This is a genomic window from Rhodopirellula halodulae (genome assembly GCF_020966775.1).
GTDB lineage: Bacteria > Planctomycetota > Planctomycetia > Pirellulales > Pirellulaceae > Rhodopirellula > Rhodopirellula halodulae.
Genome location: NZ_JAJKFV010000004.1, coordinates 285,470 through 303,764, shown reverse-complemented (window position 1 = coordinate 303,764; position 18,295 = coordinate 285,470). Strand labels below are relative to the sequence as shown.

Annotated in this window: 13 protein-coding genes; 8 read left to right on the top strand and 5 right to left on the bottom strand. The window is 57.0% G+C overall.

Features of this window, described 5'->3' with window-relative positions:
- Window positions 1-106: 106 nt before the first annotated feature.
- Window positions 107-2,122 carry an acetate--CoA ligase gene (gene acs / locus LOC70_RS05045; RefSeq protein WP_230252268.1) on the top strand — a complete coding sequence of 672 codons (2,016 nt, stop codon included), beginning with the start codon at window positions 107-109 and terminating at the stop codon, window positions 2,120-2,122.
- A 70-nt stretch (window positions 2,123-2,192) separates the two neighbouring features.
- Entirely contained in the window at window positions 2,193-4,562 is a 2,370-nt protein-coding gene (locus tag LOC70_RS05040) for a serine/threonine protein kinase (protein WP_230252267.1), read from the top strand.
- Window positions 4,563-4,591: 29 nt separating this feature from the next.
- Here LOC70_RS05040 and LOC70_RS05035 read toward each other — a convergent pair whose 3' ends face one another.
- The 5 genes from LOC70_RS05035 to LOC70_RS05015 form a co-directional block, all read right to left on the bottom strand.
- Window positions 4,592-5,332 carry a hypothetical protein gene (locus LOC70_RS05035; protein ID WP_230252266.1) on the bottom strand — a complete coding sequence of 247 codons (741 nt, stop codon included), beginning with the start codon at window positions 5,330-5,332 and terminating at the stop codon, window positions 4,592-4,594.
- 228 nt (window positions 5,333-5,560) lie between these two features.
- On the bottom strand, window positions 5,561-6,586 hold the full coding sequence (locus LOC70_RS05030) for a D-alanine--D-alanine ligase family protein (RefSeq protein ID WP_230252265.1): 1,026 nt from the start codon (window positions 6,584-6,586) through the stop codon (window positions 5,561-5,563).
- Window positions 6,587-6,649: 63 nt separating this feature from the next.
- Entirely contained in the window at window positions 6,650-7,672 is a 1,023-nt protein-coding gene (locus LOC70_RS05025) for a putative zinc-binding metallopeptidase (RefSeq protein ID WP_230252264.1), read from the bottom strand.
- Between the two features lie 224 nt (window positions 7,673-7,896).
- Window positions 7,897-8,622, bottom strand: coding sequence for a zinc-ribbon domain-containing protein (locus LOC70_RS05020; protein ID WP_230252263.1), 726 nt, complete (start codon window positions 8,620-8,622; stop codon window positions 7,897-7,899).
- A 25-nt stretch (window positions 8,623-8,647) separates the two neighbouring features.
- Window positions 8,648-10,108, bottom strand: a complete 1,461-nt coding sequence (locus LOC70_RS05015) for a hypothetical protein (protein WP_449314291.1) — start codon at window positions 10,106-10,108, stop codon at window positions 8,648-8,650.
- Between the two features lie 457 nt (window positions 10,109-10,565).
- On the opposite strand from LOC70_RS05015, the gene LOC70_RS05010 reads away from it, so the two are divergent.
- The 6 genes from LOC70_RS05010 to LOC70_RS04985 all read left to right on the top strand — a co-directional run bounded on the left by LOC70_RS05010 (window position 10,566) and on the right by LOC70_RS04985 (window position 18,223).
- Window positions 10,566-12,080, top strand: coding sequence for a hypothetical protein (locus LOC70_RS05010; RefSeq protein ID WP_230252261.1), 1,515 nt, complete (start codon window positions 10,566-10,568; stop codon window positions 12,078-12,080).
- On the top strand, window positions 12,077-12,724 hold the full coding sequence (locus LOC70_RS05005; RefSeq protein ID WP_230252260.1) for a hypothetical protein: 648 nt from the start codon (window positions 12,077-12,079) through the stop codon (window positions 12,722-12,724). Before LOC70_RS05010 ends, LOC70_RS05005 begins: the two co-directional genes overlap by 4 nt.
- Before the next feature lie 48 nt (window positions 12,725-12,772).
- Window positions 12,773-15,394 (top strand): type II secretion system protein GspD, encoded by a 2,622-nt coding sequence (locus LOC70_RS05000; RefSeq protein WP_230252259.1) that lies wholly within the window; start codon window positions 12,773-12,775, stop codon window positions 15,392-15,394.
- A gap of 17 nt (window positions 15,395-15,411) precedes the next feature.
- The gene (locus tag LOC70_RS04995; protein ID WP_230252258.1) at window positions 15,412-15,906 is read left to right on the top strand and encodes a hypothetical protein; all 495 of its coding nucleotides are present in this window, start codon (window positions 15,412-15,414) and stop codon (window positions 15,904-15,906) included.
- Between the two features lie 236 nt (window positions 15,907-16,142).
- Complete coding sequence (locus LOC70_RS04990; protein ID WP_230252257.1) at window positions 16,143-16,775, top strand: hypothetical protein; 633 nt, start codon at window positions 16,143-16,145, stop codon at window positions 16,773-16,775.
- Window positions 16,772-18,223: a sodium:solute symporter family protein gene (locus LOC70_RS04985; RefSeq protein WP_230252256.1), complete on the top strand. Its 1,452-nt coding sequence runs from the start codon at window positions 16,772-16,774 to the stop codon at window positions 18,221-18,223. Before LOC70_RS04990 ends, LOC70_RS04985 begins: the two co-directional genes overlap by 4 nt.
- Window positions 18,224-18,295: the final 72 nt, after the last annotated feature.

Sequence of the window (18,295 nt, the reverse complement as noted above, 5' to 3'; positions counted from 1 at the left end):
GTAGCGAATTCCTGTTGAAACGCCTCCACCACAACTCGATGGATTCCCATTAAGCTAAGGGTTGCTCAATTTCCCTCCTTGCTACTCAATTGCCCCCACCATCCCCATGCCCACCGCGTCCTCGTCTGACTCCAGTTCGAACCAACCCGCCTCAGCCGATGGTTCCGGATCAATCGATCACGTTTTGGTCGAAGACCGATTGTTTCACCCCACGGCTGAATTCACTTCCAAAGCGGTGATCTCAACCGAGGAACAGTATCAACAGTTGGCCACTGCGGCGCGAGACAACCCGGACGAGTTTTGGCGAGCCGAAGCCGAAGAACACCTTCATTGGTTTGAACCGTTTCAAACGGTTTGCGATTGGCAACCGCCTCACGCCAAATGGTTTGTCGGAGGCAAGACCAACGCCAGCTACAACTGCGTGGACGCTCATGTGGCCGCCGGTCGAGGTGATCGAACCGCGATCATCTGGGAAGGCGAGCCGATGGAAAACGGCCGACCCGTCGACCAACGCACACTGACCTATGCCGAGTTGCAAACCGAAGTCGCGAAGTGCGCCGAAGGTTTGACGCAGTTGGGAATCGGTCAGGGTGACGTGGTCAGCCTTTACATGCCGATGACACCGGAACTCGCCATCGCGATGTTGGCTTGTGCTCGGATCGGTGCGATCCACTCGGTCATCTTTGCCGGTTTCAGTGCCGCCTCGATCGCGGAACGAAATAACGATGCATCGGCCAAACTGATGATCACATCGGATGGTCTGTATCGGCGTGGGAAAATTTTGCCGCTGAAAGAAACCGTTAACGAAGCCTTGGCGAATTCACCCACCGTTGAGCACTGCTTGGTGTTGCGTCGCACGGGCGAAGACGTGCCGATGACGGAAGGACGCGACGTTTGGTGGCATGACGTGGTGGATTCGCAACCGGGCGAGATGGCAGCCAAGCCGCTTGATAGCGAAACGCCGCTATTCATCCTCTACACCTCCGGCAGCACGGGCAAACCCAAAGGCATCCTGCACACCACCGCCGGTTACAACTTGTGGGCCAAGCGGACGTTTCAGTGGGTGTTCGATCATCGCGAAGAAGACGTGTATTGGTGCACCGCGGATTGCGGTTGGATCACCGGGCACAGCTACATCGTGTACGGTCCGTTGTCGGCTGGTGCGACGTGTTTGATGTACGAGGGAGCACCAAACTTCCCCGCCGAAGATCGTTTCTGGGACATCGTCGAGCGGCACAAGGTCAACATTCTTTACACCGCACCGACCGCGGTTCGCGCCTTCATCAAATGGGGCGACCAACATGTCGACAAGCACGACCTTTCGAGTTTGCGATTGTTGGGCAGCGTGGGGGAAGGCATCAATCCAGAAGCCTGGATGTGGTATCACAAAAAGATCGGTGGCGAGCGTTGCCCGATCGTCGACACGTGGTGGCAAACGGAAACGGGCGGCATCATGATGAGTCCGCTGCCTGGCATCACACCCACCAAACCCGGGTCCTGCACACGGCCATTGCCTGGCGTCGTCCCGACCGTGGTGGATGAGGTTGGCAATCCGGTCGATAGCGAGCATGGTGGCAAGCTTTGCATCGCTCAGCCTTGGCCGGGAATGCTTCGCGGCATCTACGGCGATGAAGAACGTTTCGTGCAGCAGTACTGGTCGGACGTGCCCGGTAAGTATTTGACGGGCGACAACGCTCGTTGTGACACCGATGGTTACTACTGGATCATGGGACGCATCGACGATGTGATCAACGTTTCTGGTCACCGACTGAGCACGATCGAAGTGGAGTCGGCTCTGGTGTCGCACCCCGACGTTTGCGAAGCAGCCGTGGTCGGTCGTCCTGACGATTGCAAAGGTCAGGCGATCGCGGCGTTTGTCACCACGAACGACCGCGAACACAGCGAGGAATTCCGCAAAGAATTGCGGCTGCACGTTCGCAAGGAGATCGGGGCACTGGCTCAACCAGACGACGTTCGTTTCACCGCGGCCCTGCCGAAAACCCGCAGCGGGAAAATCATGCGTCGATTGTTGCGTGATGTGGCGGCCGGACGCGAATTGAAGGGTGACACATCGACGCTGGAAGACTTGTCCGCGCTCGCGAAATTGCGTGAAGAAGACTAGAGTGGTGGGGCTGCGCCCCCTACTCCATTGATTTTCACGAAACCGGTTCCAACAGGAACCGGCATTTTGCATGCCCGGTGATTCTTCCTCCCCCGAGTCCTCGAACGCGATCGGAAAGACCCTGGATGGGTTCGAACCGGTCCGAGCCAGTGAGCTGGGATCTGGCGAGCTGCGGCGGGAGGGATTGTCGCACGGCGAGACCTCCAACGCGCCATTTGGAAAAAACCTGACCGATCACTCGGGCCAGCGTGCGGCGGAAATCCGATCGCGATTGGGCGTCGCGGCCAACACCGACGTTCGATCCGGCAGCAGGACGCAGCGGACCTTGGTGTCCAAGCCTTGGTTCACGCGTCGTCGCGTGGCCACCGGAGTTTCGTTGTTGGTCGTTTTGATAGCGGCTTGCTTGGCCGGAGCCATCTTGGCTTCGGCGATCCAACGAGCCACCGAGAACTTGGTGCGGAGATCGCTGCTGTCTGTTTTGGCGGCCAACGAGCACTCGTTGAAAATGATGTTCTCGGATTTGCGGAGTGAATCCGAACGCTACAGCAAAGACGAAGTCGTGCGTCAGTTGTGTCGGCATTGTTTGCAATCCGGCGACGCTGAACGCGAACAGGTCACCAGTCAACTCTTGGTGGAGATTCCACCTCTGATTGGATCGGTGCCGTGGGTCTTGCTGGACCAAAGTGGCCAAATCGCATCCAGCAGTCGTCGATCATTGATCGATTTGCGATTGGATCTTTCGAAATCCAATTTTGATCGTTTGCATGGCGGCCAATCAACGTTGGTGCTGCCTCAGTACGTTCAGGGATGGGAAGATCGCGATGCGATCATGGTGATGGTTTCGCCGCTCATGGATCGCCACCAGTGCTACGGTGCGTTTGGTTGGGTGATGGAAGCCGACGACCGATTCAGCCACCTGTTGCAAATCACCCGCTCCGGCGAGACCGACGAATCCTACGCGATGGATGGCCAGGGCCGGTTGCTATCGTCCAGCCGGTTCGAAGAGGCGTTGGGCGACAAAGGGTTCCCGCGGAACAGCGTGCTGAACTACGAAATTCGCGATCCCGGCTATGACGTGTTGTTGGAAAACGCGGTGAACGATCCCGATGTGCGGCGTCCATTGACTCGAATGGCGGATCAGGCGACGCGGCGTGCGGACGGGATGGATTTGTCAGGGTATCGGAACTATCGCGGTGCGATGGTGGTGGGAGCTTGGAAGTGGTTGCCGGATCTGGAGTTCGCCGTGGTCACGGAAATGGAACTCTCCGAGGCGTATCTGCCAGCAACAATTCTCCGCCGCGTTTTGATTGCGACGCTGGCCGGAGTCGTGATTTTCGCGGGCATCGCGATCAGCCTGATTGCTTATTCACGTCACCGCGCATTCCGCCGATTGCAACGCGAAGAGGAAGCCATCGATGGACGACGAATTGGGCAGTACCGCATCGTCGAACTGTTGGGCGTTGGAGGCATGGGGTCCGTGTATCGCGGACGACACGAATACCTGCGTCGCGATGTGGCAATCAAAGTCTTGGAAGGCGAGCAATTGAGCAGCCGATCAGTGGCGCGTTTCCATCGCGAGGTGCAGCTGACATCGACCCTGCGACATCCCAATACGATCGCCATTTTTGACTTTGGCCAGTACAGCGCCGTGACGGGTGAATCACAAATAGGAACGGTCAGTTTGGATGAAGAAGTCGATCCCGGTGAAACGTTTTATTACGTGATGGAATACATCGACGGGATCTCGCTGCAGCAATTGATCGACTTTTATGGACCGCAGTCACCGGAACGCACGGTTCACTTCTTGCTTCAGATTTGCGGATCGATCGCGGAGGCTCACAAAGCCGGGCTGATTCATCGCGACATCAAACCAGCCAACATCTTGGTCAGTGCTCACGGTGGTTTGTGGGATCACATCAAGGTGTTGGATTTCGGTTTGGTCAAAGACATCGGTGGCGATTCCAATGTGACGTTGCAGGAAGGCGTCACACGCGCGGACTCAATGACTGGAACGCCGTTGTACATGGCGCCGGAAACCATTCGCGATCCCGCGACGGCGTCCCCTCGAGGCGATATCTATTCCATCGGTTCGGTGGGCTATGCGTTGCTGACCGGGCGGCCGATCTTTGATGGCGATTCCGTCATCGATCTGTGTTTGAAGCAACTGGAAGAGGTGCCCAGACGTCCGGAAGAACGTGTCTCGCACGAGTTACCAAACCAATTGCAAGACATCCTGATGCGATGTTTGGATCGCTCGGTCGAGAATCGATTCGCATCCGTCGCAGCCTGCACGGCTGCTTTGGAATCATTGCCGGAAGCGGGGCGGTGGACGCAGGCGATGTCAGCGGATTGGTGGGAGAACGAATTTGAACAGGCCGCGAGAACGCAGCCGGGGCAAACTAAAAATCCGACGCTGGATGACGCGGCACTGACTCGATGAAACGTCGTCGTGGCGGCAAAGACGGTCTGCTAAGCGGCGCGTCGATTCGAACGCAACGTCGTGGATGTCGACGCACTGGCCGCCCACTTGCCGTTGGTCTGACGCAGAATCGTCGTGTCCGCGTGTGAGACCTTGCCGATCACCGTTTCGATCTCGGTCAGTGTCTCGGAGTCCAACGAAGGATCCAGGATGATCGCGTCCATCATGCCCAAGCGGTGCAGCACGGTCACGATTCCACGAGCCGCGGGTTCCGGAATGATCGAAGGTCGAATCGACAGGCCAACCAGTTGACCATGAAAATCGCGAAGCTTCAGTATTCCGCCGACCATTTCAAATTGGTCGATGACGGCGTACTTCAGTTCAGGTTGGGTTTCGGTCAGCGAGTGAACGATCGCCGGCGTGCGTGACCCATCGCCCACACCCACCTCCAACACGCTGCTGGGCTGTTGTTTTGAAAGCAGCTTCACCAACGCATCGTGTTCCCCACGCGAAAGCATTGAGAGCACGCCGCGCGAGGCTGGTTTGGCTTTCGGTGCGACGGGAACCTCCGCCGCAGGAGCCGCCTTGGCCACGGCGGGCGGAACCTTCGCCTTGGCGACCGCAGGTGATGCCTTCACGGGCACGGTTGTTTTGGCGACCGGGGTCTTCGCCGCACCGGCATCGGCTTGCGCAGACGATTTGGCAGCGGGTGCCACAGGAGTCGCCTCCGAAGTCACCTTCGGTTGAGGGGTGACTCCACGCAGAGAATTCCACAGCTTCTTGAGAGGCATTGCCTGAGACCCTTCGTTGCTTGACTCGCCGAGCGGCGGGCGTTGGCGGTGATCCGATCCATCCAATGCTTCCCATCGGAACAATTGACACCGGAATTCATCGCCGCAACCGGAGGTCCGGTTAGGCAACTTTGGAAAGAGCGAACGCGAATCCAATTGGGGGAACGTTCGTTCGAAGGTCACAGATAGACACTTCGTTTGGGTGTCACCACCGGACCGCGATCGAGTTCATCCCATCCAGGCGGCGCGGTAGCTGAGCCCCAGGTTCAGAATTCGCTGGATCAGTGACTCATACGAGATTCCCGCCGCTTCGGCGGATTCCGCGAAGTCTTCGCCGTATTCAATGTTGGGATTCGCGTTGGCCTCGATGACATACACGTCGCCGCTGGGAGTCATTCGAAGGTCCATGCGGGCGTAGCCGCTCATGTGCAACGCCCGATACACACGTTTGCAGAGCTTGCCAATCTGCTTTTGCTGAGCGTCCGTCAGACCTTCCGCCGCGTGGCAAGTGATGTTGTGTTTTTCCTGGTAGTTGCGATCCCATTTGACGCGGCTGGTGGCGATCCGGGCTGACTCGTCAGGCATCTTGCCAAAGTCCATTTCCCACGCCGGGAACGTGACCAAACGCGTGTTGCCCATCACGCCGACATACAATTCACGTCCTTCGATGTATTGCTCGACGATGACATCGCCGCCCGTTTTCTCGTGCAAGAAGGCGACGCGTTCGGCCAAGGCTTCGTCGTTGTGAACAATCGAGGCTTGAGCAATGCCGAACGAGGCGTCTTCGATGGTCGATTTCACAAACAGCGGGAATTCCAGCTTCTTAGGTCGCCGGATGGCGCGTCCATTGGGGAACACCGTGAAACGCGGTGTGGGGATGCGGTGGTACATCAACAGCTTCTTGGACAACGCCTTGTCTTTGCTGAGCATCAAACCACGAGGGTTGCATCCGCTGTAGGGTTGCTGCATCAATTCGAGATAGCTGATCACCGCGAAATCGTACGTGACCACGCCGTAGAACTCTTCCAGCAACATGTACGTGATGTTGGGCTGGAACTCCTGCAAGGCCGCACGAATGGGCGCTAAGTCGTCAAAGATCCCGAGCGGAAGGACTTCGTGACCAAGCCCTCGCAAGGTTTCACAAACATCGTATTCGGCTTTCCAAGGATCGGCTTCTTTGTCGGTGAAGCCTTCCAGCGAGTCCGGCGGCACGTTGCCTTCCCGAACCAGAACCAGCACGCGGAGCTTGCTCATGGCCTGGCCTCCGCTGGACGCGCCGCGAAGGATTTGAGCTGGTTGCTCCAGTGAACACGTGAATCAGACCGCCGCACGGTGACCTCCCTCGTGCAAGAAGTTGGTCGTGCGGACGGCAACCAGGATCATCGCGTCGCGTTTGGCTTCTTCGGGGGTGGTGCCCAGACGCAATTGCAATTCGCGACAGCGTTCGATCATTTCTTGGATGACTTGATCGATCGTGTACGCGTATTCGCCGGTCCATTTCGCGACGGAGGCTCGCAGTTCCGTGCGAATTCGGCTGAGGAATGCCGCGGCGGTGACGTTGCGACGATGCGTGGGGTCGGACGAGAACAATTTCCGCAAATCGTTGTCGTAAACGCTGGGCAGATCGAGGCCATAGTGTTGGCGTTTGCGTTCGTAGTGCGTTCGCAGGGTCCGGCGGATGCGGCTGATGGGATCCAGCGTGGCTCGCGATTGAACGCTCGGTTTTTTCCCCTGCAGCGACGTCATCAGTTCGTTCACCATCTTCAACTTTTCAATCGCTGGCCAGTCTTTGTAGCGAGTTCGCCAGCGGGAACCGGGACGCAGCCAAACCGCGAATGTCTCGGCAAAGTCCTCCAACGGATGCACTTGGGCGTACCACATGTCCAGGTGCAACACGTAATCGCGGCTGGACGGTTTGGGTTGGTAGAATTCGGGGTATGGCAGCGAGGTCTTGCCGAAGGTGTTGCGGTAGATAGCTTTCCGACGCAATCGAAAGGCGGTGTCGATCGCGTGACCGGCCTCGTGTCGCAAGATTTTCATGCACCATTCGTGCGTGCCACCTTCGACCTCCAACAATTGCTTGCGTTCCAAACGCATCAGTCGCGGATGCGCCAAGTAAAACGGAATGGCGATCCCAGGGATTTCATCGGGCGAAAACCAATCCTCACTTAACCAACAGTGGGGAGTGAATCGCAGATTGCGATCCGCCAGCTCGGCGTTGAGTTGCTCGATTCGCTTCTTCAGTGGCGAATCACGGATGGTGACGCCCAAGTCGCAAATCCGCATGTCGAGCAGTTGCTCGTCGCTGAGGGAATCGAGATCGGGTTTACGTTTCGCCATCAATCCGTGGTGCTGAGGTTCCGTGGAACAAGTGTCCTTGGAGACGAACGCGGAAGACGATTCCTGGTGCAAGCGTTCACGTTTGGACTCAGTGTATTCAGGGTTTCGAATCTTGCGAGTTCAAACGCGATTGGATCCATCGGTCCAAGCGACACTGGCGTGAAACAGTCGCGGTCCATGACCATCGCGAGTCTGTCGTTCAAGGTCGCCAGCAAGTCCGCGTTTTAGTTGCCTTTGCCTTTCCATCCGCGACTGCGTTCCTCGGGATACAGACGTTCGCCGTTGCGACGTGCGTGACTGCGAGGACTCGGATCCCAGTTCTTTGTGTCGCCTTCGATTGTGATCCGCTCCAGGTCTTCCATTGAAACATCGTGCAGAGCGGAAAGCTGCATCAGCGAACGATCATGGATTGCCTGCTGGTTCTTTTCCAAGGTGGCTCGGACGGGATTGCCGTCGGGGACCAACAAAGGAGCTTCGATCGTGGTGCGAGCGGAATCGCGAATTTGATCGTAGATTCGGCGGCGTTTGTCCTCCGGAACCCTCGCGATTTGCAGGGCGGCCAGTTGGGCCTCGGTGGGCTCGACCAAGACCGGTTGATCATCGCTCGGCGTGTCCGCATTCGAGCTGACATCTGCCGTGGAGCCTGAGTTTGTGGCAACAGCGTCGGTTTCCGCGGAGCCGGAGGACAGCAGGACCATTCCCGCGGCAACGGTGCCCAGAATCAGCAGTCCCGCCAATATCCCAGCGATCACGGGAATGTTCAGGCCGGCACCTGCGGAACCGGTGGTTGCCTTCGCACGCGTCTTCGATGCGGTCATCGGAGTCTCCGCGACCAAGGCGGCTTCCACGCCAAAGACATGATCGCACGAGGGACATCGAGCGGTGACCACGGCGGCGGGAATGTTGGCTTGTGTCCGACACTGAGGACAGCGAACAGATCGGTGACTCATGTTGATAGAAACGATGAACGAAGGATCAACGGGCGGGAAGTAGTGTGGCGGTCAACGAACCAACCATTGGCAACATCTGTTCGAAACGTTCGCGAACGGATTGGGCTCGCCGACCGGACAAACCGTGCGAATCGATGTGTCCAATTTCGTCCGAGAGATCTTCCCAGATTTCCGCCAATTCCGCCGCGGTGCGTTGCAGACGGTCCAAAGGTTGGCGGCGGTCGAGTTCGTCATGCAAACGCTTGGACAAATCGTAGAGCCGATCCGTGCCCCGCAACACGTCGCGTTCGTAAGAATCCGGCGTCAGGTAGCGAGCGTAACGTTTCAAATCCGCACGGAAGTATTCGGCGGATCCTTCCAACGCGGCGGCTTCGGACAACAACGCTTGGCGTGTGCCATAGGACAGCTCCCCGTTGGACCCCGAACCTGGGAAACCGGGGCCCGGAAAAATCGGTCCAGGATAGCCAGGACTGGGATAGCCAGGACCAGGGTACCCCGGAGCCGGATAACCCGGACCAGGCAGTGGCTTGGGACGCGGCGGAGGTGGCATCCACAGCAGGGCGTAAGTCTGATCGCCACATTCAGCGATGCGTGCCAAACGACGATCCAACACAGGATCACGCAGTGCCGCGAGTTCACCCGAAAAGTCTTGCCAGCGTGCCACGAACTCGGTGAAGCGACTGACGATTTGGTCGTACTTCACGGATTCGACTCGTTCGGCCTCTTCCAAAATGGTTTGACGCAGCAAGCGACCACGATGGACCCAATCACGACATTGCTCGGTCGACACGCGGGCGGTTTCGAGATCGTCCAGCAAGGCTTGCATGTAGGTTGCGGCGATGATCATCTGATCGTGAAGCCCGTGGCGATCGAACTGAGGTTCCAAGCCGAACCGACGGGACATGCGTCGATCCGTTTGATCACAGTTGGATACAATCCGGCGCAAGTCATCGGAACGTTGTGGCAACGATCGGACTTGGAACGACAATTCTCGCCACCGTTGATCCAGCAATCGATAGGGGTCTTTCAATGGCCCCAACGATCGAGCGCCGTCACATTGGTGCAACAAACTGCGCACTTGGGCCTGCACCTGATAAACCTCCGGCAGCAACGCTCGCACGGCTGCATCCCGTCGAGACGCGGCTTGCAATGCGTCTTTCAGGGAGATCAATTCCCGATCCATTTGAACCAACTGTTCCGCGAATTCACGGACTTCTGGGGAAGACGTTCGAATCGTTCGCGGCCCATCGTTCGGACGAGATGGCGAGCTAGATGGCGGGCGACCCGGCGCGGGGCCGCCCGGAAATGGACCCAGCGGACCGGAGGGGAAATCGCCAGGACGCGGTGGTGAACCCGGTGCCGGGCGTTGAGGACGATCCGCGTTTTTCTTTGCGAGTTCTTCCTGCAGTTTCTTTTCCGCGATGGAACGAAACAGACTTTCCAAAAAGGATCCGTTCTGCGCAGCGACGGGTTGGCAAGGAAGCATGCCATAAAGAATTGCCGACACAATCGCGACGGTGGTCCAGTGACGCAGACTTGTCAACGCGGGAGGGCGTTGGATAGGAACAGTAGGTTGAGAACGTCGCATCGGAATGGCCGCCAAGAAGAATAGAGGAACAAGGGCGATCGGAACGTTGCGATGGACTCGGCATGGAACATGACAATGAACCCGGCAATGATCTGCAATCGAAACGTCCCGGATCATCCTAACAGCTTGCCAGCGCCGCGCCGTCGTTGAGGCTGGTATTGCCGCCAAGATCTGGGTAGCCGACGGCATTCAGGTGGAATCTTTCCACCTCCAATGGTTTTGACCTCAGCCATCAAGGGTAGATAGCCGTTGGCACGAGCATATGACTCGTTCTCATCGCACTCCAACCGAATCTTCTCGTCGATGGCCCTTGCGGCGATCATCGTCGGAGACATGCACTCAACGTCGCGTTGCAATGCGCATTGAGGACGATCGTTTGATTCTGGTGATCGCAACGCAATCCGCCGAAGCGGTTCAATTGGATGAACCAGCGGATCAAATGATTGTGGATCAAGTGCGTTGCTCGGACCCCAGCGGTTGGATCAACAGCGGCCGTTGGAATGAAATGGTCGAGGCGTTAACAACGCTGAAGCAACGTCATCAAATCAACGACGAAGCCGTTGCTCTGTCGCTCAGTGGTGACTTCTGCGTGACACGCATTTCGGTTGGAACGGTGGAAGACGTCGACCGCGACTTGGAAGCACTCGCGGGACGCATCCCTCGTTACTTGCAGCTCGGTCCAGGTGGAAAAGTCACCGGCCACACCCGAGAGACCATCGGTCCGGGGATGGAGCATGCTTTGACGGCGGTCGGAAATCGGGTGCGGCTGCAAAACTTGTACGAAGTGTTCCGGATGTGCGATGTTGAGATCGCGTGGGTGGAGCCTTCGTTGGTCAGCGTGTCCCGGTTGATTGGTTGGTTGGGGTTGGATCATCACGCACCCGTGTTGATCGCGAATGCGTTTGGTCGATCGTGGGAAGTTGGGATTTCGTTCCAAGGTCGGTTGCTATTGGATTACCGTCCAGCCGCTGCTCGAGATGGCACTCAATTCGCGGACGCGATCGATGGGCACTTGGAACGTTTGCAACGGTTCTGTCAACGACATCGTGGCATGTCGGATCACCGCTTGGATCAGTTGTTTGTGGGTGGTGGTGTCGACAAGGTGAATCCGGTCGTCGCACGTTTCGCGGAGGATGACAAACTGTCCGTGTCGGCGATCAGTTTGGAGACGGCGGCATGGACAATCCAGCGATACAAAGACGCGGCGGAAGATTCCGAAGCCACTGTGTGCGAAGTCCCCGTTTCGCGTACGGACACCGTGGCGGTGATGGCGGCTGTGTTGCCGATGATCACCAATCCAGATTTGCCCAAGCCGGATCTGTTGCAACAGATTCGACGTGATCGCAGTCTGTCCTTGTTTCGGCGTGTCACCAATACTTATTGGCCCGTCGCGGCGGCGGTGGTTCTGTTGATGGTTGCCTACGGCATGAAGTCCAGCGAACAGAACCGAGCCAATCAACAGATCAAGAAACGCGAGTTTGTCGAAACACAAATGCGACAAACCAAGGTTCGCTTGTCCGAAGTTCAAGACACACGCGAATATGTTACTCATTTGCAAACGGTGGAGCAAAAATCGTTTTCACCGCGAGTCAATCAGTTGGTGACCCAGTTGGCTCAGTGTTTGCCAGGTGACACTCGGCTGCGTTCGCTGGTGTTGGATTCCGAATATCAAATCCATTTGGAAGGCTGGACCGCGGACGAGAACAACATCTACGACGTCATCAGCTATGTGCGCCGCGTACCAGAGATCAACCAAGTCGCGTTGTTGGGAACGGGAGCCAGTGCGGATGACGATGGCCTGCTGTTCCAAATTCGACTTGGAATGCGCAAACCTCAGGTGGCTCAAATCGGACAAGGTGACATTCGATGAATAAACCGAATGATCGGCTAATCCGAGTGATCGTTGCGGCTGGAAGTTTCGTTTTGTTGATAGTGATCGGAAAGCCACTGGTCGATGACTACAGAGAACTACGAGCTGGGCATCGTGAGCTGTCGGAACTCGAAACCGAGTTCGACACGTTGAAGTCGCGTGACGTTCGATTGCAACGTGTTGAAGCCACCTTGAGTCAACAGCAAACGGAACTGCTGAATCGTTCCACCACACCGGAAAAGATCCAGCAAGTTCGCGACACGATGATTGGCATCGTGCGACAAAGCGGAGCGACGCTTCGTAGTTTGGAAATTGAGGATGGACAACGTCGACGATGGGCCATGGACAACGATGATCCAAAGAGTCGTCGCTTACCTGAAATGGACATGGAGTCCGACTTCGAGTTGCACACGCACTCGTTGACTTTGGTAGCCGACGGAACGCTGGACGCCATCTTGGAAGTGACAGGAAAGATTCATCAACAGCAATGGTTGATGACGGTTGAAACGTTGGGAATGGAACCTTCGGGTTCCAATGCCAAATGGATTGAATTGGAACTGCGAATCAGCTTGTACGGGTTGCAACGCTCGATTCGCGAAGACGACGAACTGGTCGCAGCGATGGATTCGACGCGACTGAAGTGACACAACGCTTTGTTGAGTCACCAGCTATTCTTCTTGAGGACACAACGCATGGCCATGGAAGGCTCCGCGTCGATCACGATTCACGCAATCAACTCTCCGAGTCCATCGCTCGGCAGTGGAAAAGGTGTGCGCAAATCGTTGAAGACTCACTCCCGTTTGGCGGTTGCCAAACGACGTCGTGCGAAGTCGTTCTTGTTGTGGGATTGCTTGAATCACCGCGGTTGGCTGCGGTCTGTGTCCGTCGGTTTCGGTTTCACCCTGGCGGTTTGTGTTGCAAATCTCTCAGGCCAATCCATCGCGGCCGAACCCAACACCAACGTTGATGTGGTGCCATCCGCGCAGTCGGCGGGTTCGGCAATCGCATTGGAGGCGACGGCTTCGGGCGAAGCACCACTTGGAAACCCAAGTCAGACCCATTCGTCGGCGAAGATGATTCCTTTGGCGGGACCGCCTCTGTCGGTGGATGAAGTGCTGAACCAACGCGGCAGCATCACCTTTCGCAAAACGTCGCTTCAGGAGGTGGTCTTCCTGCTGTCGGATTTGTGGAACATCAACATTGTGGCTGGCGAGAAGGTTTCCGGGAACGTTTCCGGTGTCTTCAAGGACGCGCCGCTTCGTGATGTGCTTTCCGCGATCTTGACTTCCTCGGGGTACGGCTACATTGCCGCGGGGAACAGTTTGGTGGTGTTGCCACTGGATGAAGTGGGAACCGCCAGTCCGGAGTTTGAATCGCGCACATTGCGTTTTCGCGCGGCGGACACGGAAGAGATGACGGCCACCATCGCGGCGGCTCAATTGTTGTTGTCCGATCGCGGTCGTATCCAACCGGTGGGACGCAGTGCGATGTTGGTCGTCGACAACGCCGTCAACATTGACCGCGTCGAAAGCATGTTGCAAACGATGCGTTCGCAGCAGCCGTCGGGTTCAATGACCGGACCGTCGGGGAACTCGGACTCGTTGACACAGTCAATCGGCCCCGGCACATCCGGATCGACTGGCGACGCAACGTCCGGCGACAGCTACTACGACGCCAACGCGACCAACCTGATCTATCTGACGCCTCAGTACACCGAAGCGTCGGAGATGCGGGAGTCGCTGGAAGGAGCGCTCGGTGACGGCACCGTGGTCGCCGTGTTCGAAGCTGAAAACCGGATCATGATCAAGGGCAATCGTGCACAGCTGAACTTGGCGACGCAAGCCTTCAAGCAGTTGGACATTCCTCGTGCACAAGTTCGCATCACGGCGTTGATCTACGACGTCGGGTTGGAGGAACTCGAGGAACTCGGCGTGAATTGGGGACGCGATTTTCGTTTGAACACGACAAACGAATCGGCGCTGGCTGATTTGGCGGGCAATGTTTCCAACGCACTGACGTTTGGAACGCTGGGCAGCGGAGGCACCACCTTGGGTGTGCGTACGTTGACGGACACATTTGATACCGGTGTGTTGTTGCGAGCTCTCGATTCCAGCGACGAAGCCAAGTTGTTGGCCGATCCATCGATCACCGCAATCGATCGTCGGGAAGCATCGATCAAGATCGTTCAGCAAATTCCAATCGTCGCGGCGCAGCCCTCCGAAGGCAGCAGCAATGTGGTGTTTGCTCAGGTGGAATTCAAAGACGCCGGCATCATCCTGAAAGTCACGCCGCGAATTAGCAACGACAATACAATCGAGCTGAAGGTCCAACCGGAATACAGCGTCAAAGTCGGTGAGATCGAGAACAATCCGGTGATCGATAGCCGCACAGCCGAGACCACCGTGCGTGTTGCCAACGGTCACATGTTCACGCTCGGTGGGCTGCGTCAGAAACGCGTGATCGAGAATGTCAACGGTGTGCCGTACCTGCGTGACTTGAAGTACGTTGGGAAATTGTTCCGAAGTCATGCGACGGAAGTTCGCGAAAGTGAGCTGATTGTCTTCTTGAAACCAGAGATCATCTCGCCCTACGACCACGGAAACGCTCGTTCGCGTCAAGCGTATTGCGTTGCGACCAAGCAATTGGACAGCATTCCGTATGCATCGGTCTGTCCGCAGGCTCCGTACTGTCACGATATCAACTGTCCCAACCACCATCCGCGTCCGCGTCTGAACGGCGGCACGCGAGAATTGGAAATGTTGGGCGGCACGGGCATTTCAACCTTTGAGGTCGCTTACCCGGATGCCTATGACGGTGCGATCACGCATTCGATCGAACCGTCCACCGACGCATTCATGCATGCACCCGATTCAAACGGACAGTTAAACGGGCAGAGTCTCTCGGCACCGAACTTGTCTGCCCCGAATTTGTCGAAACCAAATCTGTCACCCACTGGGAGCTCCTTGAAGTTTCCGGGAACGCATCCTCACGCTGGCGAGATGTTGGATGCGGACGCGGTGCAATTGGAGGCAATGGAAGCGATCTCGGCACCTGATGTGTCTTCGGCCATTCCGTTGTCGCTGAAAGTTCCTGCTCGACGTGAGTCGCCTGCCGTCGCGATCGCCCAAGAGGAGGTGGGGGCTTCGCTGCGAGATTTGATCCAGCAAAACGAGATCGCTCAAGAAAGATTCCGTTCGGGGACGACTTCGTCCCCTTGGGGAGAGCCCTTGCGAGCCGATCGGATGTCAGCACCCGATGCGACAACCGCGTCGATGTATCCGCCGGTTCACGTTCGGCCCGTGGAGATTCGGTGATGTTGTTTTCGAATCGAATGTCTTCAACCATTCAAAGCGGACCCATTTCGCCGACGCGGAATTTTCGCGGAATCGGCGCGTTGGTGTTGGGCTTCGCAATCGTCTCCGGCTGCGGTGTGGATCCCGAGTCAATCGAAACAATTCGTCGAGTGGCTTTGCAGGACCAACGCACGCAGGCGGATTTGGAAATCGGCGTGGAGTCGTCTGATTCCTCCCAGTTAGCTGCCCAGAAGTTCGATCCGCCGTTTCCGGAGCGAAAGAATCCGTTCTATTTGGACGACGATGTTCCGAGCACAACATCCGCTCAACCCACCAAGGCATCCAGCTATCAAGTTCTGGGGTTTGCGGGGTTAGAAGATTCGCGAGCCATCATGCGATTTGGTGACCAAACTCAATTCGTCTCGAAAGGCGACAAGATCGGTGACGCGGAAGTCGTCGATATCATTCCGCCTCGCGTTCGATTGAAACAGCGTGACTTCATCTGGGAAGCCAGCATGTTTCAATCGCCCTGACCTCATCATCACGCGGCAAAGCCGTTCGCAGTTCACGCAATCCGTTCGAGAAGATTTCACGACTCCTCGCCGTTCCGGCGTCGGCTGCGGTTTCTTCGTTTTCGTCGATCTGATAGGCTCTTAACTCGAAATTTGAGTCCTATCGTGAACCGGCTGAGTTCGTCTCAGGTCCGCTCGCGTCACCCCGACGGGATTGAGATATCTTTTGCCTTGAAGGCAATTCGTCCTTCCGCCTGATGATTTGCGCATGGTTTGCGTGTTTGGGGTGGTCTCTTTCTTTTCAGGCATTGCCTGTTACCGGTCAAGAACCGTCAAGTGGTTCGCTGTCGACCGACGTGGTCGAGTTTGATTCGGCGAGTCTTGGTGTTTCCCGCGAGGGATATTTCAAACTGAACTGGAAGTTTGAGTTTCCGGACGACGTCGAGGGCTCTTACCACGTCTACGAGACCGGCGTCGCGGAGTTGCCAGCCGATGCAACCGTTGCTGGTTTGGAAGGCGAAGACGTCGATTTGACGGCGGTCGCTGAGTTCAATCCCACTTCCCGATTGGTTTATCAGGGAACTTTGCCCATCGCGTTTGTCTCGGGACTGAACGACGGTATCTATCGCTATGAAGTCCAGGCAATGGATGACTCGGGGCAGGTGATCGCGAGATCGGGCGTTCCCGCCACGGTCGCTGTGATGCACTGGCCGTTGGAACAAGCCGCAGGATTGCTGATTGTCGGTGCCATCGTGTTTCTCGCGGTCGTCGTCGTGATTGCCAGCGGAACGCGAAGGTACCGCTCCGATGCGTTCGCGCTGGCCTCAACGGACAGTGAGGTCCGGGTCAGCGTGGTTCGGGACAGCGAGACCCGGGAGGGCGAATCGTGAACGGAATCGGTTTGTTTGCTGAAAGCGGAGCGATTTTGAGTCCGGAAGCGGGCTACGGATTGCTGCTGCTGTTTGGCGTGTTGTGGATCGCCCTGGGATGGTGGTGGGGGCGACAAGCGAAGTCCTACGACGGTTTTGCTGTGGCCGGCCGAAACGTGGGCCTGGCCATGGGAACCGCGACCGCGGTGGCAACCTGGATCACCTCCAATACGACCATGTTGGCTCCGCAGTACGCATTGCAATTGGGGATTTGGGGTGCCGTCGCGTATTCCACCGCCAGCTTTGGACTGTTCGCGTTTGCACCGATGAGCGGACGGATTCGGCAGTTGATGCCGACTGGCTATACCGCCGTGGAGTTCATGCGTCGTCGGTATGGATGGATGGGGACGATTCCGTTCTTGTTGATCTCGCTGTTCTACGCGGTGACTTGGTTGGTATCGATGTCGATGGCCGGCGGGAAATTGCTGAACGTGTTGTCAGGCATTCCTTACGAGGTCGGAATGACGGTCGTGGTGGTGGTTTGCGTGGCCTACACCTTGTTTGGCGGAATGTACGCGGTGATCGGAACGGACTTCATTCAGAGCCTGATCATTCTGGCCGGTTTGGTGGTCGTGGCGATTGCCGTGCTCACACAAGTCGATCTGGCGGAAATTCACGAAGACCTCCGAACCGAACGACCGATGTTGCTTTCCGCGTTCTTCCCCGCGGCGTTGATGGCTTTGTTCAACAACATGCTGTTCGGGTTTGGGGAGATCTTTCACAGCAACGTGTGGTGGAGCCGAGCCTTCGCCATGCGAGAAGGCGTCGGTCCCAAGGCGTATGCATTGGGCGGCGTGTTGTGGTTGCCCGTTCCAATTGTCGCGGGATTTCTTGGATTGGCCGCGCCGTCGTTGGGGATTGGAATCAGCGAGCCTGACACGGCGGGGCCTCTGGTCGCCGCGACGTTGTTGGGAACGGGCGGTGCGTTGCTGGTTTTTGTTGTCGTCTTTTGTTCGTTGGCGTCCAGCATCGATAGTTTGTTGGCGGCCACGTCAGATTTGATCGTCAATGACATCGCGGAACCGATTCACAAACGAGTTGGAGGCGAAGCCGCCGAGGACCGAACGAAGCGTCAATGGTCGGCGGCTGCGATCATCGTGTTGGGAGCGATCGCTTGGATCGCGGCGCTGCAGAACGTCGGAACCCTGGCAACCGTTCTGTTTTTCGCGGGCCCGATGGTTGGCAGTTGTATCTGGCCCATTTTGTGTGGTTTGTATTCGCGGCGAGCCAGTTCCCAGGCGGCATGCGCGTCGATGGTGCTGGGTAGCGTGATCGGTTTGGTGGCGTATTTCACGATCGGATGGTTCACGGCTTCGTTGATCGGTTCGGCGGTTTCAGGAGTGACCTTCGCGATTTGCTGCCGAATTTGGCCCGGTGATTTCCATTTCGAAACTTTGGCGGAGGACTGAGCCGTGTTTTCCGTTTTCTTTTTTCAGCTACTTGTGATTGGCAGTCTGGTACTTTGTGTGCTTGGCGTGGCG

Bases quoted from the DNA above. Each gene is read 5' to 3' on its own strand.
- acs (WP_230252268.1), top strand. From the start codon at position 107: ATGCCCACCGCGTCCTCGTCTGACTCCAGTTCGAACCAACCCGCCTCA.
- LOC70_RS05020 (WP_230252263.1), bottom strand. From the start codon at position 8,622: ATGAGTCACCGATCTGTTCGCTGTCCTCAGTGTCGGACACAAGCCAAC.
- LOC70_RS05010 (WP_230252261.1), top strand. From the start codon at position 10,566: ATGCGCATTGAGGACGATCGTTTGATTCTGGTGATCGCAACGCAATCC.
- LOC70_RS05030 (WP_230252265.1), bottom strand. From the start codon at position 6,586: ATGAGCAAGCTCCGCGTGCTGGTTCTGGTTCGGGAAGGCAACGTGCCG.
- LOC70_RS04990 (WP_230252257.1), top strand. From the start codon at position 16,143: ATGATTTGCGCATGGTTTGCGTGTTTGGGGTGGTCTCTTTCTTTTCAG.
- LOC70_RS05035 (WP_230252266.1), bottom strand. From the start codon at position 5,332: ATGCCTCTCAAGAAGCTGTGGAATTCTCTGCGTGGAGTCACCCCTCAA.
- LOC70_RS04995 (WP_230252258.1), top strand. From the start codon at position 15,412: ATGTCTTCAACCATTCAAAGCGGACCCATTTCGCCGACGCGGAATTTT.
- LOC70_RS05025 (WP_230252264.1), bottom strand. From the start codon at position 7,672: ATGGCGAAACGTAAACCCGATCTCGATTCCCTCAGCGACGAGCAACTG.
- LOC70_RS05015 (WP_449314291.1), bottom strand. From the start codon at position 10,108: ATGCTTCCTTGCCAACCCGTCGCTGCGCAGAACGGATCCTTTTTGGAA.
- LOC70_RS05040 (WP_230252267.1), top strand. From the start codon at position 2,193: ATGCCCGGTGATTCTTCCTCCCCCGAGTCCTCGAACGCGATCGGAAAG.
- LOC70_RS05005 (WP_230252260.1), top strand. From the start codon at position 12,077: ATGAATAAACCGAATGATCGGCTAATCCGAGTGATCGTTGCGGCTGGA.
- LOC70_RS05000 (WP_230252259.1), top strand. From the start codon at position 12,773: ATGGCCATGGAAGGCTCCGCGTCGATCACGATTCACGCAATCAACTCT.